This is a genomic window from Xanthomonas sp. LMG 12459, from assembly GCF_009192905.1.
GTDB classification, from domain to species: Bacteria; Pseudomonadota; Gammaproteobacteria; order Xanthomonadales; family Xanthomonadaceae; genus Xanthomonas_A; species Xanthomonas_A sontii.
Window position 1 is genome coordinate 50,222 of record NZ_NSGT01000066.1, and the last position, 14,538, is coordinate 64,759.

Here is a 14,538-nt window from a genome sequence, read left to right on the forward strand (position 1 = left end):
TAGTATGGCGGGAAACCTAGACGTTCATGATTTGCTGCAGCACAGCATACTTTGAATGTCATGTAACTTTCCGCCACAGCGAGCGTCTATGGATCTGCGTCAACTCCGCTACTTCGTGGCCGTCGCCCGCGAACGCAACTTCACCCGTGCCGCAGAAATCCTGCATATCGCGCAACCGCCGCTGAGCCGGCAGATCCAGCAGATCGAACAGCAACTGGGCGTGCCGCTGCTGGTGCGGCGCAGCCGCCCGCTGCGTCTCACCGACGCCGGACGGCTGTTCTACGAGGAAGCGCTGCAGGTGCTGGGCCGGGTCGAGCAGATGACCGAGGCCGCGCGCCGGCTCGGCCGCAGCGAGCGCCGCGTGGCCTCGATCGGCTTCGTCGCCTCCACCCTGTACGGCGGTCTGCCCACGGTGGTGCGGCGCCTGCGCCAGGCGCGACCGGACCTGGAAGTGCGCCTGGTCGAGCTGATGTCCAGCCAGCAGGTGGAAGCGCTGAAGGAAGGCCGCATCGACCTGGGCTTCGGCCGCGTGCGCAGCAGCGACCAGCATGTCGAACGCCTGGTCCTGCGCGAGGAGCGCCTGGTCGCGGCGATCCCGATGGAACACCCGCTGGCCGCGGAGGACGCGCCGCTGCCGCCGGCGGCGCTGGCCGGGCAACGGCTGCTGCTCTATCCCAGCCATCCGCGCCCCAGCTTCGCCGATCAGGTGCTGTCGCTGCTGCAGGATCACGGCGCGCATCCCAGCGAACTGCAGGAGGTGCGCGAGCTGCAGACCGCGCTGGGCCTGGTCGCGGCCGAGAGCGGGATCTGCCTGATCCCGGCCTCGGCGCGGTCGATGCGCAGCGACCTGCATTACCGCCTGATCGACGACGAACACGCCACCTCGCCGATCATCATGAGTTATCGCCGCAACGACGACTCCGGCCTGGTGGAACTGACCAAGCAACTGATCCGCGAGATGTATGCCGAGCATCCGCCGTGGCTGGACGTGTCCTACAACCGCTGGAACGCACCGTAACCCCGGCCACCGGCGCCTATCCGGCATACACTGGCCGCCGCGCGCGGCCCCGTGCCCACGCGCGCCGCCCCTTCGCCACCGCCGACGCCATGCCTCCCACCTCGCTTGCCCCCGCCTCCGACGACCCGATCGCCCTGACCCGCCGATGGCTGGAGCGCGCGGTGATCGGGCTGAACCTGTGTCCGTTCGCCAAGGCGGTGTACGTCAAGCAGCAGGTGCGTTTCGTGCTCAGCGATGCGAGTACGCCCGAGGCACTGCTCGAACAGCTGGCCGAGGAACTGGTGCTGCTGCGCGACACCCCGGCCGAGCAGATCGACACCACGTTGATCGTGCATCCGGACGTGCTGCAGGACTTCCTGGACTACAACGACTTCCTCGACAACGCCGACGCCGCGGTCGAGGCGCTGGACCTGCACGGCATCCTGCAGGTGGCCAGCTTCCATCCGCAGTACCAGTTCGCCGGCACCGCGGCGGACGACATCGGCAACTACACCAACCGCGCGCCCTACCCGACCCTGCACCTGCTGCGCGAGGACAGCGTGGAGCGCGCGGTGGCCGCGTTCCCCGACGCCGACGTGATCGTCGAACGCAATCTGCAGACCCTGGAGACGCTGGGGCTTGAGGGATGGAAGCGCGCGCTTGACGGCAGGGAGTCCGGAGTCGGGAGTCGGGAGTCGTAAAAGCGGATTCGCCGCGGTGCGTGGAGCATCGCGCCTTTGCCAATCCCCACTCCCGAATCCCTAATCCCGGCTCTCGAACAACCGCGTCATGTCGGCGGCATCCAGCGCACGCCATTGCCCTGGCGCCAGGTCGCCCAGGCCCAGGCCGCCGATATGGCTGCGGTGCAGCGCGACCACGTGGTTGCAGACCGCCGCGAACATGCGCCGCACCTGGTGGTAGCGGCCTTCGTGCAGGGCCACGCGCACCTGCCGCGGCCCCAGCGTCTCCAGTTGCACCGGCAGCAGCGGCGTGGTCTCGCCGTCGAGCATCAGCGTGCCGCTGGCGAACTGCGCGGCCTCGTCGCCGCGCAGATCCTCGGCCAGGGTGGCCTCGTAGACCTTGGCCAGCCGCGCCTTGGGCGAGACGATGCGATGCAGCAGCGCACCGTCGTCGGTCATCAGCAGCAGACCGCTGGTGTCGCGGTCCAGCCGCCCCACCGTGGACAGCAGCGGCGAGCGCAGGCGGAAGCGCGGCGGCAGCAGGTCGTAGACGATGCGTCCCGGATCCTTGGTCGAGCAGGTGTAGCCCACAGGCTTGTGCAACGCCAGGATCAGCCCGGGCGGCGGGTCCAGCGGCTCGCTGTCGACGCGGATCGTGGCGTGCGGCACTTGGTCGTCGGCATACAGCACCTCGCCCTCGGCGTCGGTGATGCGGCCCTCGCGGAACATCAGCGCCACCTGCTTGCGGCTGCCGTAGCCCAGGTTGGCCAAGTGCTTGACCAGCTTCATCGGCGCGCTCCGGCGCGGCTGCGCACCGCGTGGATCAGCTTGAAGCCGTCGCGGGTGGCGAGCACCTCGGTCTCCCCGAAGCTGGCGTCGAGCACCGCCTCGTAGGGCAGATGCCGGTTGGCGACCAGGAACAGCCGCCCGCCGGGCGCCAGCGCCTGCGCCGCCACCGCGATGAAGCGCCGGCCGATGTCCGGCCGCTCCAGCCGCCCCGGCGCATGGAACGGTGGATTGCTGACGATGACGTCGTACTCCCCCGGCAGTCCGGTGGTCACGTCGTGCCAGTGGAAGCCCAGCGTCGGGCCGGCCGGTGCCTGCGCCAGATTCGCGCGCGCCAGCGCCAGCGCGCGCGCGTCGGCCTCGAACAGGTCCAGCGCGGTCAGTTGCGGGCAGCGTGCCAGCAGTTCGGCCGACAGGTAGCCGTAGCCGGCGCCGAGATCGGCGGCACGGCCGCCCAGATCGGCGGGCAGGTGCTCGGCCAGCAGCGCCGAGGCCGGGTCGATGCGATCCCAGGCGAACACGCCCGGGCGGCTGCGGAAGCGACCGTTGAGAATCGGCCGCACCGCATCCAGCGTCGCCCAGCGCTGCTGCAGCGCGGCGTCGTGGCCGCCCTGCAGCGGCGCGGTCCAGTACACCCGGCAGTGGTGCTTGGTCAGCTTGCCGCCGAGGCCGGCCAATTGCTGCAGGTCGTCCTCGCCGGAGCGCGCCCCCTCGTTGTTGGCCTGGCAGGCCACCACCATGCCGCCCGGCGCGGCCAGCGCCACGGCGCGCGCCAGCAGCGCCCGCGCTTCCTCGCGCTGGCGCGGCGGCAGCACCAGCACCAGCGCGTAGCCGCCGGCGTCGGCGGCGCCGTCCTGCTCCGCACGCACCGTCCAGCCGCCCTGCTGCAGCGCGCTGGCGAACGGCCGGTAGTCCTGCTCGCAGACCAATTGCGGCGACTGCGCGTGCTGACGCAGCGCCCAGCCGTCGCGGGCGCGCAGGAACAGCACCTTGCCGGCAGGCCAGCGCAGCACGCCCTGGGCGAACGGCAGGAACAGGGTGTCGAGGGGGGCGTCTTGCGCAGCCGGCATCGGGCGTGAGTCATCGGAACAGGGACGCGCATTCTACCGGCAGTGCGCGGCGACCCCGGTTTTGCGCGAATCCAACGCATCATTGATGTTCCGGCAACATCGCCGCGCCTAGGCTGCAAGGCACCCAATGACCGGAGAGGCAGCATGCGCGCAGTGTTCATCGGCGGCGTCGTCGACAACAGCGAAGTGGACCTGGATGGCAGCCAGCCGCCGTTGCACTACCCGGAGAACACCGGCACCGGCCGTCCGCGCTACCGCCTGCACCAGCGCGGCGCACGCGACGACGGCAGCGTGGTCTATGCCGTCTATGCCGCCCCGGAACTGGGCGACACCGAAGTGGAGCGCGTCTTCAACGAACGCGGCTACGCCCGCCGCTTCGGTGTGGAACCGGCGCCTGTGGAGCACTGACGCCAGGCTTTCGGCTCGGTCAATCAAACGTGCAGGAGCGGCGTCGGCCGCGACCAGGTCGTGCCAGGCGCATCCCGGTCGCGGCCGACGCCGCTCCTGCACGCGTTAGCAGAGATGGATTTGCCCTCGTGCTCACTCGCGCGATTTTCGATTGCAGCAAACAAGGCCGGCTTCCAGGAAGCGGCTGCGGTCGTGGTTTTCCCTGTTTTTCGAAGCACGCGGCCGCGCAATGAGATGCGCGATGCAGCAGCCCTGGGGGCACGCGCCACACCTTCCGAAGTGGTCCTTTGCAGGAACGGCCTAAGCCGCGATCGGGCTTCACCATGAAGCCTACGTCGCAGCCATCAATCCCGCGCCGCGACCGAAGCCGCTTCTACGATCGATGCGGAAACACGCGACTCACCACGCCGCTTACTTGCCCGGCTTCGGCGTCACCCGCCACACCACATTGCCGACGTCGTCGGCGACCAGCAGCGCGCCCGGCTTGTCCACCGCCACGCCGACCGGGCGGCCCTGCGCGCGGCCCTCGGCGTCGAGGAAGCCGGTCAGCACGTCCTGCGGCTTGCCGCTGGGCTTGCCGTTGGCGAAGGGCACGTAGATCACCTTGTAGCCCGACGGCGGGTCGCGGTTCCAGGAGCCGTGCTGGCCGATGAAGGCGCCGCCGCGGTAGGGCTGCGGCAGCAGCGCACCTTCGTAGAAGGCCAGGCCCAGCGAGGCGGTATGCGCGCCCAGCGCGTAGTCCGGCTTGATCGCGCTGGCCACCATCTCCGGGTTCTGCGGCTGCACGCGCTCGTCCACGTGCTGGCCGTAGTAGCTGTACGGCCAGCCGTAGAAACCGCCCTCGCGCACCGAGGTCAGATAATCCGGCACCAGGTCGCTGCCGATCTCGTCGCGTTCGTTGACCACGGTCCACAGCGTGTCGGTGCCGGGCTGCCAGGCCAGGCCGACCGGATTGCGCAGGCCGCTGGCGAACACGCGGGTGGCGCCGCTGGCGGCGTCCACTTCCAGGATCGCGGCGCGGTTGAGCTCCTGCTCCATGCCGTTCTCGGCGACGTTGCTGTTGGAGCCGACGCCCACGTACAGCTTCTTGCCGTCGCGGCTGGCCAGCAGGCTCTTGGTCCAGTGGTGGTTGATGCCGCCGGGCAGGTTGGCGACGAAGCTCGGCGCGGCGGTGATCTGGGTGTCGCCCTCCTTGTACGGGAAGCTGACCAGGGCATCGGCATTGGCGATGTACAGACGGTCGCCGACCAGGGCCATGCCGAACGGCGAATACAGGCCCTTGAGGAACTGCGTGCGCACCTCGGCGACGCCATCGCCGTCGGCGTCGCGCAGCAGGGTGATGCGGTTGGCGCTGGGCACGGCGGCGCCGGCCTTGGCCATCATCGCGCCCTGGATCTTGTCGCGCAGGCCGCTGCTCTCCTTTTCCGGTGCCGGCGGCTCGGCGGTCTCGGCGACCAGCACGTCGCCGTTGGGCAGCACGTAAAGCCAGCGCGGATGGTCCAGGTCGCGGGCGAAGGCCTGCACCGCCAGGTCGGCGGCCGGCATCGGCGCGGCGCCATCGGCCCAGCGCTTGACCTCGGCGACCTTGACCGTGGGGATCATGCGCTTGACCGGATCGGGCAACACCGGATCCGGCCCCATGCCCTCCTCGATGGCGTGCTTGGCGGTGTCGCCGCAGGCGGCGAGCAGGGCGGCACTGAGCGCACACAACACCCAACGGGCGCGAATCGGCGAAGACATGGCCATGTGTCTTGGATATCCGGGAACACGGGGGAACGCCGATGATGCACAGCCCCGCCGCGAAAAAAGTGAAAGATGCGTCAAGAGACGTCGCCGCGCGGATCGGTGTCCCAGGGCCGCGCCGGCAGCTGGCGCACGCTGCGGATTTCGTCCAGCCACAGGTAGCGGTGCCGGGCCGGATCGTCGAGGTCGTCGATGCGCACCTGCGCATTGCTGCCCTCGTTGCCATCGGCGTCGCGGAACTGCTGGATGCTGGGCCGGACCGACACGGTGCCGAAGCACACGCTGCCGTCGTGCAATTCGATGCGCACATGCGCCTGCCCGGGCAGTTGCAGGATCAACGCTTCCAGCGCCTGGATCTGCGCCTGGTCGGTGTGGATACGCTCGGCAAACTGGGTCATCGGCGGACTCCTGAGGGGGAACCGCAGCACCCTAACGCCGGCCGCGTGAGCCGGCGGGCAAGACCGCGCTAGCGCTGCCGCGCGAAGCGCACCGCCGAGACCAACTGCGCCACGCTGTACGGCTTGGCCAGGTGTTCCTGGAAGCCGGACTGCAGCGCGCGCTGGCGATCGTCGGCACGCGCCAGCGCAGTCACCGCGACCGCCGGCAGTTCGTCCGCGCCCAGGCCCATGTTCTCGCGCACGGTGCGGATCAGCCCGTAGCCATCCATGCCCGGCATGCCGATGTCGGTGACCATCACGTCGATCGCCGCATGGCCGCCGCCGTCGAGCACCTCCAGCGCCTCGCTGGCCGAGCCCACCGCGACCACCTCCGCGCCCTGCTCCTCGAGCAGGCGCCGCAGGTAGTCGAGCATGTCCGGCTGGTCCTCCACCGCCAACAGGCGCACGCCCTTGAGCGAATACGCCTCGACCACCTGTTCGGCCATCGCGAACGCGCGCACTTCGCGCAGCGGGCGCGAGCCCGGCGCATCGCGGTGCAGCGGCAGGCGCACGGTGAAGACCGAGCCGCAGCCGCGACCTTCGCTGGCCGCACTGATCTGGCCGCCATGCATTTCCACCAGTTGCTGCACGATCGCCAGGCCCAGGCCGAGGCCGCCGTGCAGGCGCGTGGTGGTGCTGTCGGCCTGGCGGAAGCGCCCGAACAGATGCGGCAGGAACTCCGGCGGAATGCCGTCGCCGGAATCGCGCACCGCCACGCTGACGTGCTCGCCATCGTCGTCGAGCGCGATCGCCAGGGCGATGCGCCCGTGCGCGGGCGTGAACTTGATCGCGTTGGACAACAGATTCCAGAACACCTGCTGCAGGCGCGTGGCGTCGCCCAGCACCATGCACTGCTGCGACGGCGCCTGCAGGGTCAGCGCCTGGTCCTTGCCTTCGGCCACCGGCTCCTGCGCGCGCATCGCCTCGCGCACCTGTTCGGCCAGGTCCAGCGCCTCCACTTCCAACTGCACCTTGCCCAGCAGCATGCTGCTGAGATCGAGCATGTCCGAGATCAGCCGCTGCTGCGCGCGCGCGCTGCTGGCGATCACCGACAGGCCCTTGCTGCTCGGGTCGCCCGGCGGCAGCCGCTGCAGCAGCAGGTCGCTCCAGCCGAGGATGGTGGTGAGCGGCGTGCGCAGTTCGTGCGACAGCGTCGCCAGGAATTCGTCCTTCAGCCGTGCCATGCTCTCGGCGGCGTTGCGTGCGCTGCGCTCGGATTCCAGCAGTTGCTCGCGCGCCAGTTCGATGTCGCGGCGTTCGGTGACGTCCGGACTGCTGCCGGCCAGGCCGATGAACTGGCCCTCGGCGGAATAGCGCGGCACCGCGGTCATTTCCACCCAGCGCCACTCGCCGTCGTGGCGGCGCGCGCGCACCAGCGCGCGCAGGTTGCGCTGGTCGTGCAGCGCGTTGCGCAATTCGTAGGCGAACACGCCCACGTCTTCCGGATGCAGCACGTCGCCCCAACCCGGGCGCGCAGCATCGGTGTCCAGATCGATGCCGAAGAATTCGGCATAGGCGGTGTTGGTGAAGCGCATTTCGCCCTGGGCGTCCAGCACCCACACCGGCATCGGCAGGCCCTCGGCCAGCGCGCTGAAGCGCGCCTCGCTCTCGGCCAGGTCGCGCTCCATCCGCTTGCGCTCGGTGATGTCGAGGAACTGCACGGCGACCTGGCGCAGTTCCGGCGCGCCGACGCGGAACGAATCCACTGCCCACCAGCGGTCCAGCGCAGTCGCGAAGTTCTCGAACTTGTCCGGACGACCTGTCAACGCGACGGCGCCGTAGCGCTGGAACCAGTGCTCCTCGTGGGTCGGCGAGATCTCGCGCATGCGCCGCCCGACCACATCGCGCAGGCCGGTCTCGCGCTCGAAGGCCGGATTGACCTGCAGGAACACGTAATCGACCGCGCGCTCGCCCTCGAACAGCATCTGGATCACGCAGAAGCCGGAATCGATCTTGTCGAAGATCTCGCGGTACTGCAGGTCCGTCGCCTGCGCGAACGAGGAAGCGGTGGAGTCTGGACTGGCATGCATGACGGACTAGCTCTGGAAGCGGCCTACGGCAACGGATGAAGACGGTGCCCGGCATACGCGGCGCAACGACGATGCGCCAGGAGCGGCAAGGCGTAAACCCCCATCTTGTTAAGCCACTCCGCCGCCGTCAAGCCAGCGCCTGTGCTGCGCCTGCCCGAACGATGTCACCAGAAGAACGCGATCACCAGCACGATGCCCAGCAACGACAGGCCGATGCCGGCGAGCACCATCCACTGGGTGAGGCGCGCGCTGCGCAAGGCCTGCTCTTCCAGCCAACGCTCGGCTTCCTCGCGCCACGGCGGCGGCGAAGAGGATTCCAGCAACTGCTGCACGCGTGCCGGCCCCAGCTGCCGGCATTGCCGGCGGCATTCTTCGGGAACCACGGATCGCTCGGGTGCGCTGACGACGGACATGACAACGTTCCTGAATTGCTCAGCCGAGCGTGAAACGAGGCGCGTCGCCGGCGAGTTCGTGCTCCACCGCCATCCGCGCCAGGCGGGTGTAGTTGGCGCGCGGGCCGGCACCGCGGCCGACAATCAGGCCCAGGTACTCCAGGCCGGTCCACACCCGCGCCTTCCACTCCACGCCGTCTTCGGCCAGCACCAGGGTCAGCGTGTAGCGGAAGCTCTGCCCCTGCGGGCTGCGGTAGTGGTAGCTGGGCGGGAACTGCACGGCCACGTCCTGCGCCTCGCCGAGCGAGACCAGGTAGCGCCGCAGCAGATGGCGCACGTCGTCGCCGGGGTTGAGGCGCAACTGCCGCGCCGCCTCGTCCAGGTTGGCCTGGTGCTCGACGAACGCGGCCGCACCGCTGGCCGGGCTGTGCCCATGCCGCTTGGCCCAGTCGATGAACTGCAGGCGCACATCGCTGCCGGTGTGGGCCTGGTGGAACAGCGGCGTCTTCATGCGATCCCCGTCGTGCTCGAGTGGCGGCCATGCTCCCGCGCGCGCCGTGAAGCAGGCGGCGAGGCGATGTGAGCCGCCCGTCACGCCGGAGCGGATGAATCGGCGGCCAACGGTCGTCGCCGCACGCCTCGCCGCGATTGCGGGCACGCCGGCACAGGCACACACTGGACGCACGCCTCCTGGAGATCCGCCATGAAGATCCGCTATGCCTGGACGGCGCTGGCGCTTGCCTGCCTGTGGGCGGGCGGCGCCTCCGCCGAGATCCGCAACGTCACCGACCCGCAAGCGCCGCGCAGCCTCGTCAGCGACGGCCCGGTGCAGGTGAGCTGGGCCGACCCGTCCACCTTCAGCGAACTGCGGCAGAGCCGCAACCGCTGGGAAGCCGAACGCGGCGACTGGGTGCAGGACCTGGCCGCCTACCTGCAGAAGCAGGCCGCCAAGCAACTGCAGCCCGGGCAGCGCCTGGACATCAAGCTGACCGACATCAAGCGCGCCGGCGACTTCGAGCCGTGGCACGGCCCGAACTGGAACGACGTGCGGGTGATGCGCGACCTGTACCCGCCGCGGATCAGCCTCGACTTCACCCTGTACGGCGCCGACGGCCAAGTGATCGCGCAGGGCCAGCCGAAACTGATGGACCCCAGCTACCTGTACAACAGCTCGGTCGGCCTGAGCACCGATCCGCTGCGCTACGAAAAGCGCATGCTCGACGACTGGCTGCGCCGCCAGTTCCGCAACAAGGACAGCGCAGTCGCCGAGCGCTGAGGCCGCACGCGCGGCGCCGGTATCGCGCCGGCGCCGTCAGCCATTGGCTTACGCGTCGAGATAGACGCGCGGCGCGCGCTTGAGGCCGCACAGCAAGCGGTAGGCGCTGGAACTGCAGCGCCCGGCCAGCGCGTCGATGCGCGGCTGTTCGCCCCACAACTGCACCTCGCTGCCGAGCCCGGCCTGCGGGTGGTCGGTCAGGTCCACGGTCAGCATGTCCATCGACACGCGCCCGATCAGTGCGCCGGGCGCGCCGTCGATCAGCACCGGGGTGCCGTTGGGCGCGAACTGCGGATAGCCGTCGGCATAACCGATCGCCACCACGCCGACCCGGGTCGGACGCGCCGCGACGAAGCGCGCGCCGTAGCCGACCGGCTCGCCCGGCGCGATAGTGCGCACGGAAATGATCCTGGACTGCAGGGTCATCACCGGGCGCAGCTCGCCGGGCAGCGCGGCCGCGGAGGCGAACGGGTCGGCGCCGTACAGCATCAGTCCCGGCCGTCCCCAGTCGTTGCGCAGCTCCGGCCAGCCGAGCAGGGCCGGCGAGTTGCACAGGCTGGTCTCGCCGGCCAGGCCGGCGGTGGCCCGACGGAACACCTCCACCTGCTCGCGGGTGCGCGCGCTATCGAGTTCGTCGGCGCGGGCGAAGTGGCTCATCAGCACCAGCCGCTCGACCTGCGGCAGCGCGCTCAGGCGCGCGTGCGCGGCGCGGAATTCCTCCGGCGCCAGGCCCAGCCGGTGCATGCCGCTGTCCAGCTTCAGCCACAGGCACAGCGGCTGCGGTGCGGCGAAGGCGGCGATCGCCTCCACCTGCCAGGGCGAGGCCACCGCGCACCACAGCCGGTGTTCGGCGACCAGCGGCAGTTCGTCGGCGTCGAAGATGCCCTCCAGCAGCAGGATCGGCGCGGCGATGCCGGCCTGGCGCAATTCCAGCGCCTCCTCGATGCAGGCCACCGCGAAGCCGTCGGCCTCGCCGTCCAGCGCGCGCGCGCAGGCCACCGCGCCGTGCCCGTAGGCATCGGCCTTGACCACCGCCAGCGCCTTGCCGCCGCTCAGCCGGCGGGCCAAGCGGTAGTTGTGGCGCAGCGCGTCGAGATCGATCAATGCACGGGCTGGGCGCACGCGACGGCCTCGGCGACGAACGCGGCGGAACCGCGGGAATAACGGAAGATATCCAGGCCCTCGCCGCTGATCTGCGGCTGCCGCGAGACCATCAGGTCGGCCAGGTAGCGACCGGAGCCGCAGGCCATGGTCCAGCCCAGCGTGCCGTGGCCGGTATTGAGGAACAGGTTGCGGTAGCCGGTGGCGCCGACCACTGGGGTGCCGTCCGGGGTGGCCGGACGCAGCCCGGTCCAGAACTCGGCCGCGGCCAGGTCGCCGCCGCGCGGGTACAGGTCGTTGACCACCTTCTCCAGCGTGGCGCGGCGCCGTGCCGGCCGCGACAGGTCGAAACCGGCCAGTTCGGCCATGCCGCCGACGCGGATGCGATCGTCGAAGCGGGTGATCGCCACCTTGTAGCTCTCGTCGAGGATGGTGGAGGTGGGCGCCAGCGCGGCGTCGCGGATCGGCAGAGTCAGCGAGTAGCCCTTCAGCGGGTACACCGGCAGGCGGATGCCCAGCGGCGCCAGCAGGCCGGGCGAATAGCTGCCCAGCGCGACCACGTAGCGGTCGGCCCGCTCCACCCGCCCGCCGATGCGCACGCCATCGATGCGGTCGCCATCGGCCTGCAGCGCCTCGATGGTCTCGCCCTGGCGGAACTGCACGCCGGCCGCGGCGGCCATCGCGGCCAGGCGCTGGGTGAACAGGCGGCAGTCGCCGGTCTGGTCGTTGGGCAGGCGCAGCGCGCCGACCAGGGTCGCCGGCGCGCTGGCCAGGGCCGGCTCGACCCGGGCGATGCCGGCGCGGTCCAGCAGTTCGTAGGGCACGCCGTATTCGCGCAGCACCTCGATGTCCTTGGCCGCACCGTCCAGTTGCTGCTGGGTGCGGAACAACTGGGTGGTCCCGAGCTGGCGGCCTTCGTAGGCGATGCCGGTCTCGGCACGCAGCTGGTCCAGGCAGTCGCGGCTGTACTCGGACAGGCGCACCATGCGCGCCTTGTTGATCGCATAGCGCTCGGCGGTGCAGTTGCGCAGCATCTGCGCCAGCCACAGGTACTGCTGCAGATCGGCGGTCGGCGTGATCGCCAGCGGCGCATGGCGCTGGAACAGCCATTTCAGCGCCTTCAGCGGCACCCCGGGCGCCGCCCACGGCGAGGCGTAGCCGGGCGAGACCTGGCCGGCATTGGCATAACTGGTCTCCAGCCCGGCCGCCGGCTGGCGGTCGACCACCGTCACCTCGCAGCCGCTGCGGGCCAGATACCACGCCGTGGCCGTGCCGATCACTCCGCTGCCGAGAACCAGAACCCGCATGCGCCTACTCCGTTCGGATCAAATCCCTGGCTGGATGGCGCCAGGGCAGAAGTTCGGTGCAGTATAGGCAGCACAACCCAGGATTTTCCCCTGACTTCTGCCGGCTTGGCAGGCCAAACCCCTGAGACCGCCCCGCATGGCCGCACGCCTTCGCGAACTGGACAAGATCGACCGCAAGATCCTGCGCATCCTGCAGCAGGAAGGGCGCATCTCCTTCACCGAACTGGGCGAGCGGGTGGGCCTGTCCACCACCCCGTGCACCGAGCGGGTGCGCCGACTGGAACGCGACGGCGCCATCACCGGCTACTACGCGCGGCTGGACCCGCACTATCTCAAGGCCAGCCTGCTGGTGTTCGTGGAGATCAGCTTGGCCTACAAGTCCGGCGACATCTTCGAGGAGTTCCGCCGCGCCGCGCTGAAGCTGCCCAACGTGCTCGAATGCCACCTGGTCTCGGGCGACTTCGATTACCTGCTCAAGGCCCGCATCAGCGAGATGGCGTCCTACCGCAAGCTGCTGGGCAGCACCCTACTGACCCTGCCGCATGTGCGCGAGTCCAAGAGCTACATCGTGATGGAAGAAGTGAAGGAAACGCTCAGCCTGCCGATCGCCGACTGAGCGTTCCGCGCGAGGGCGGGTCAGGAGACCAGCAGCTTCTCGAGGTCGTCGCGCGAGGAATTGGCGTGGTTCTTGGCCAGTTCGGCCACCACCCGCTTCTGGACCTCCTTGTGCAGCAGCGGCCGCAACTGGCCCAGCGTGTGCGGGTCGGCGACCAGCATCAGGTGCTCGACCTGCCCGCGCAGCGCGTCCTGGTACAGGCGCTCGGCGATCTGACGCACGAACCCGGCCTCATCCATGGTCATCGGCCGGTCGCCGTCCTCCACGCCCTCGATCGGCGTCGGGTTCAGCACTTCGGTCTGCTCCAGCAGCGCGGTCTCGCCGGCCAGGTTGACCCGGAACAGGCGCGCAGCGGTGCGGTCGGCGACGACGATCAGGGTGTTGTCGGGAAGCTTGCTCATCGGTTCTCCTGCGAAAACATGGCGCCGCGGCAGTCGCGGCCGGTCCGTCAGTCTAGGAACCGATTTGTGAGGATGGCGGCCACGCGGCGTTCGCCGCGCGTTCGCCGCCGGAGCGCAGGCGCTCAGTCTTGGATGCGGACCCCGTCGCCGCTGGGTACGGTGTCGTAGTAACGGCCGGTGCGGGTATCCAGCGCGCGATTCGGCCCCACCTGCATCGCCCCGGGCACCAGCTGGCCGCGACGGTCGTAGAGGCGGACCGGGCGGCGTGCGGACGGGTCGGCGAGCGCGGCGGCCGGTACCGCCGGACTGGCCGGGCGCGTGTGCCGGGCCTTTCCTTGCGGCCGGTCGTCCAGGCTGGAGGGCACCGGCGCGGCCTTGGGAGCGGTCGTCGAGGCCGGCGGACGCTCGTCGAGACGGCTGGCCACCGAGGGCGCCGGCGGCGGCGCGGACTGCAGGGTGTTGGCGTCGCGATTGCCGGCCGGTGCGCCGGGGACCGGCTGGAGACTCTGCGCGGCGGCGAGCGCCGGCACGAGCAGGGCGATGGCAACGCAGGGCAGCAGGCGCTTCACGGTGGCTCCATCGATGGGCCGCAAGAGAGCGTTCCACGCTAGCGCATCGCCAACTCGGCGTCGACGCGGCGCGGCGCGCTTGATCCACCCCGTACAGCCCTCATGTTGTTTTCCCCTCCTCCAGCCACGGGCCCCGCCATGAGCCGATTCGACCTCACGCCTCCTACCGCTGCCGAGCGCGAGCAGTTGATCGGCGGACTGAACGCGGAGGAACGCCGGGTGCTGCTGCAGCACGGCACCGAAGCGCCGTTCTGCGGCGTATTCCTGGACAACAAGCTGGAGGGCGTCTACACCTGCCGGATGTGCGGGCTGCCGCTGTTCCGCTCCAGCGCCAAGTTCGATTCCGGCACCGGCTGGCCGAGCTTCTTCGCGCCCTACCACCCCGACCACGTGCGCGAACTACGCGACACCAGCCACGGCATGATCCGCACCGAGATCGTCTGCGCCCGCTGCGACAGCCATCTCGGCCATGTGTTTCCGGACGGCCCGCCGCCGAGCGGCGAGCGCCACTGCCTGAATTCGGTGTCGCTGCAGTTCACCGAACAGGGTCAGGCGCTGCCCAACCCGCTGCACCGCGGCGGCGGCGAGACCGAACCGGCCTGATTCCGGCGCAGCCGCGCCGCCACAGGGAGACCACCGGCATGCGTACCTCGTCGCTTTCCCTTTTGTTCCTGCCGCTGGCCCTGGCCGCCTGCCAGCGCAGCCCCACCCCTGTCTCTTATACA

The 14,538-nt window shown here is 70.0% G+C and carries 16 protein-coding genes and 1 pseudogene; 6 read left to right on the forward strand and 11 right to left on the reverse strand.

What is annotated here, in order from left to right:
* Positions 1–88 precede the first annotated feature (88 nt).
* Both CEK65_RS14715 and CEK65_RS14720 read left to right on the forward strand, forming a co-directional pair.
* The gene (locus tag CEK65_RS14715; RefSeq protein ID WP_017908774.1) at positions 89–1,018 is read left to right on the forward strand and encodes a LysR family transcriptional regulator; all 930 of its coding nucleotides are present in this window, start codon (positions 89–91) and stop codon (positions 1,016–1,018) included.
* 89 nt (positions 1,019–1,107) lie between these two features.
* On the forward strand, positions 1,108–1,698 hold the full coding sequence (locus CEK65_RS14720; RefSeq protein ID WP_152182194.1) for a DUF1415 domain-containing protein: 591 nt from the start codon (positions 1,108–1,110) through the stop codon (positions 1,696–1,698).
* A gap of 60 nt (positions 1,699–1,758) precedes the next feature.
* Here the strand turns inward: CEK65_RS14720 and CEK65_RS14725 are convergent, their stop codons facing one another.
* Both CEK65_RS14725 and CEK65_RS14730 read right to left on the reverse strand, forming a co-directional pair.
* On the reverse strand, positions 1,759–2,466 hold the full coding sequence (locus CEK65_RS14725; RefSeq protein ID WP_152182195.1) for a pseudouridine synthase: 708 nt from the start codon (positions 2,464–2,466) through the stop codon (positions 1,759–1,761).
* Positions 2,463–3,533 carry a methyltransferase gene (locus CEK65_RS14730; RefSeq protein WP_152182196.1) on the reverse strand — a complete coding sequence of 357 codons (1,071 nt, stop codon included), beginning with the start codon at positions 3,531–3,533 and terminating at the stop codon, positions 2,463–2,465. Before CEK65_RS14730 ends, CEK65_RS14725 begins: the two co-directional genes overlap by 4 nt.
* Positions 3,534–3,677: 144 nt before the next feature.
* Between CEK65_RS14730 and CEK65_RS14735 the strand changes: the two genes are divergently transcribed.
* On the forward strand, positions 3,678–3,941 hold the full coding sequence (locus CEK65_RS14735) for a hypothetical protein (protein ID WP_017908770.1): 264 nt from the start codon (positions 3,678–3,680) through the stop codon (positions 3,939–3,941).
* Positions 3,942–4,352: 411 nt separating this feature from the next.
* Here the strand turns inward: CEK65_RS14735 and CEK65_RS14740 are convergent, their stop codons facing one another.
* The 5 genes and pseudogenes from CEK65_RS14740 to CEK65_RS14760 all read right to left on the reverse strand — a co-directional run bounded on the left by CEK65_RS14740 (position 4,353) and on the right by CEK65_RS14760 (position 9,054).
* A complete protein-coding gene (locus tag CEK65_RS14740) occupies positions 4,353–5,687 on the reverse strand; it encodes a sorbosone dehydrogenase family protein (protein ID WP_193314801.1) in 1,335 nt (444 codons plus the stop codon).
* Between the two features lie 74 nt (positions 5,688–5,761).
* A complete protein-coding gene (locus CEK65_RS14745) occupies positions 5,762–6,082 on the reverse strand; it encodes a DUF3247 family protein (RefSeq protein ID WP_152182198.1) in 321 nt (106 codons plus the stop codon).
* Between the two features lie 68 nt (positions 6,083–6,150).
* Positions 6,151–8,094, reverse strand: a pseudogene (locus CEK65_RS14750) (ATP-binding protein); the annotation flags it as partial.
* A gap of 221 nt (positions 8,095–8,315) precedes the next feature.
* The gene (locus tag CEK65_RS14755; protein ID WP_148828011.1) at positions 8,316–8,564 is read right to left on the reverse strand and encodes a hypothetical protein; all 249 of its coding nucleotides are present in this window, start codon (positions 8,562–8,564) and stop codon (positions 8,316–8,318) included.
* A 19-nt stretch (positions 8,565–8,583) separates the two neighbouring features.
* On the reverse strand, positions 8,584–9,054 hold the full coding sequence (locus tag CEK65_RS14760) for a hypothetical protein (RefSeq protein WP_017914945.1): 471 nt from the start codon (positions 9,052–9,054) through the stop codon (positions 8,584–8,586).
* A gap of 192 nt (positions 9,055–9,246) precedes the next feature.
* On the opposite strand from CEK65_RS14760, the gene CEK65_RS14765 reads away from it, so the two are divergent.
* Positions 9,247–9,819 carry a DUF3016 domain-containing protein gene (locus CEK65_RS14765; protein ID WP_150411046.1) on the forward strand — a complete coding sequence of 191 codons (573 nt, stop codon included), beginning with the start codon at positions 9,247–9,249 and terminating at the stop codon, positions 9,817–9,819.
* A 48-nt stretch (positions 9,820–9,867) separates the two neighbouring features.
* Here the strand turns inward: CEK65_RS14765 and alr are convergent, their stop codons facing one another.
* Together alr and CEK65_RS14775 are read right to left on the reverse strand one after the other, a co-directional pair.
* On the reverse strand, positions 9,868–10,941 hold the full coding sequence (alr, locus tag CEK65_RS14770; RefSeq protein ID WP_152182200.1) for an alanine racemase: 1,074 nt from the start codon (positions 10,939–10,941) through the stop codon (positions 9,868–9,870).
* Positions 10,920–12,227: a D-amino acid dehydrogenase gene (locus CEK65_RS14775; protein ID WP_152182201.1), complete on the reverse strand. Its 1,308-nt coding sequence runs from the start codon at positions 12,225–12,227 to the stop codon at positions 10,920–10,922. Before CEK65_RS14775 ends, alr begins: the two co-directional genes overlap by 22 nt.
* A gap of 136 nt (positions 12,228–12,363) precedes the next feature.
* Here CEK65_RS14775 and CEK65_RS14780 point away from each other — a divergent pair, with 136 nt between their 5' ends.
* Entirely contained in the window at positions 12,364–12,843 is a 480-nt protein-coding gene (locus CEK65_RS14780; protein WP_017908762.1) for an Lrp/AsnC ligand binding domain-containing protein, read from the forward strand.
* A 20-nt stretch (positions 12,844–12,863) separates the two neighbouring features.
* Here the strand turns inward: CEK65_RS14780 and CEK65_RS14785 are convergent, their stop codons facing one another.
* Positions 12,864–13,244 carry a host attachment protein gene (locus tag CEK65_RS14785; protein ID WP_017908761.1) on the reverse strand — a complete coding sequence of 127 codons (381 nt, stop codon included), beginning with the start codon at positions 13,242–13,244 and terminating at the stop codon, positions 12,864–12,866.
* A 122-nt stretch (positions 13,245–13,366) separates the two neighbouring features.
* A complete protein-coding gene (locus CEK65_RS14790) occupies positions 13,367–13,813 on the reverse strand; it encodes a hypothetical protein (RefSeq protein ID WP_150411044.1) in 447 nt (148 codons plus the stop codon).
* A 138-nt stretch (positions 13,814–13,951) separates the two neighbouring features.
* On the opposite strand from CEK65_RS14790, the gene msrB reads away from it, so the two are divergent.
* Entirely contained in the window at positions 13,952–14,416 is a 465-nt protein-coding gene (gene msrB, locus CEK65_RS14795) for a peptide-methionine (R)-S-oxide reductase MsrB (protein WP_152182202.1), read from the forward strand.
* Positions 14,417–14,538 lie beyond the last annotated feature (122 nt).

Coding starts and splice junctions, on each gene's coding strand:
- CEK65_RS14715 (WP_017908774.1), top strand. CDS start 89: ATGGATCTGCGTCAACTCCGCTACTTCGTGGCCGTCGCCCGCGAACGC.
- CEK65_RS14720 (WP_152182194.1), top strand. CDS start 1,108: ATGCCTCCCACCTCGCTTGCCCCCGCCTCCGACGACCCGATCGCCCTG.
- CEK65_RS14725 (WP_152182195.1), bottom strand. CDS start 2,466: ATGAAGCTGGTCAAGCACTTGGCCAACCTGGGCTACGGCAGCCGCAAG.
- CEK65_RS14730 (WP_152182196.1), bottom strand. CDS start 3,533: ATGCCGGCTGCGCAAGACGCCCCCCTCGACACCCTGTTCCTGCCGTTC.
- CEK65_RS14735 (WP_017908770.1), top strand. CDS start 3,678: ATGCGCGCAGTGTTCATCGGCGGCGTCGTCGACAACAGCGAAGTGGAC.
- CEK65_RS14740 (WP_193314801.1), bottom strand. CDS start 5,687: ATGGCCATGTCTTCGCCGATTCGCGCCCGTTGGGTGTTGTGTGCGCTC.
- CEK65_RS14745 (WP_152182198.1), bottom strand. CDS start 6,082: ATGACCCAGTTTGCCGAGCGTATCCACACCGACCAGGCGCAGATCCAG.
- CEK65_RS14755 (WP_148828011.1), bottom strand. CDS start 8,564: ATGTCCGTCGTCAGCGCACCCGAGCGATCCGTGGTTCCCGAAGAATGC.
- CEK65_RS14760 (WP_017914945.1), bottom strand. CDS start 9,054: ATGAAGACGCCGCTGTTCCACCAGGCCCACACCGGCAGCGATGTGCGC.
- CEK65_RS14765 (WP_150411046.1), top strand. CDS start 9,247: ATGAAGATCCGCTATGCCTGGACGGCGCTGGCGCTTGCCTGCCTGTGG.
- CEK65_RS14775 (WP_152182201.1), bottom strand. CDS start 12,227: ATGCGGGTTCTGGTTCTCGGCAGCGGAGTGATCGGCACGGCCACGGCG.
- CEK65_RS14780 (WP_017908762.1), top strand. CDS start 12,364: ATGGCCGCACGCCTTCGCGAACTGGACAAGATCGACCGCAAGATCCTG.
- CEK65_RS14785 (WP_017908761.1), bottom strand. CDS start 13,244: ATGAGCAAGCTTCCCGACAACACCCTGATCGTCGTCGCCGACCGCACC.
- msrB (WP_152182202.1), top strand. CDS start 13,952: ATGAGCCGATTCGACCTCACGCCTCCTACCGCTGCCGAGCGCGAGCAG.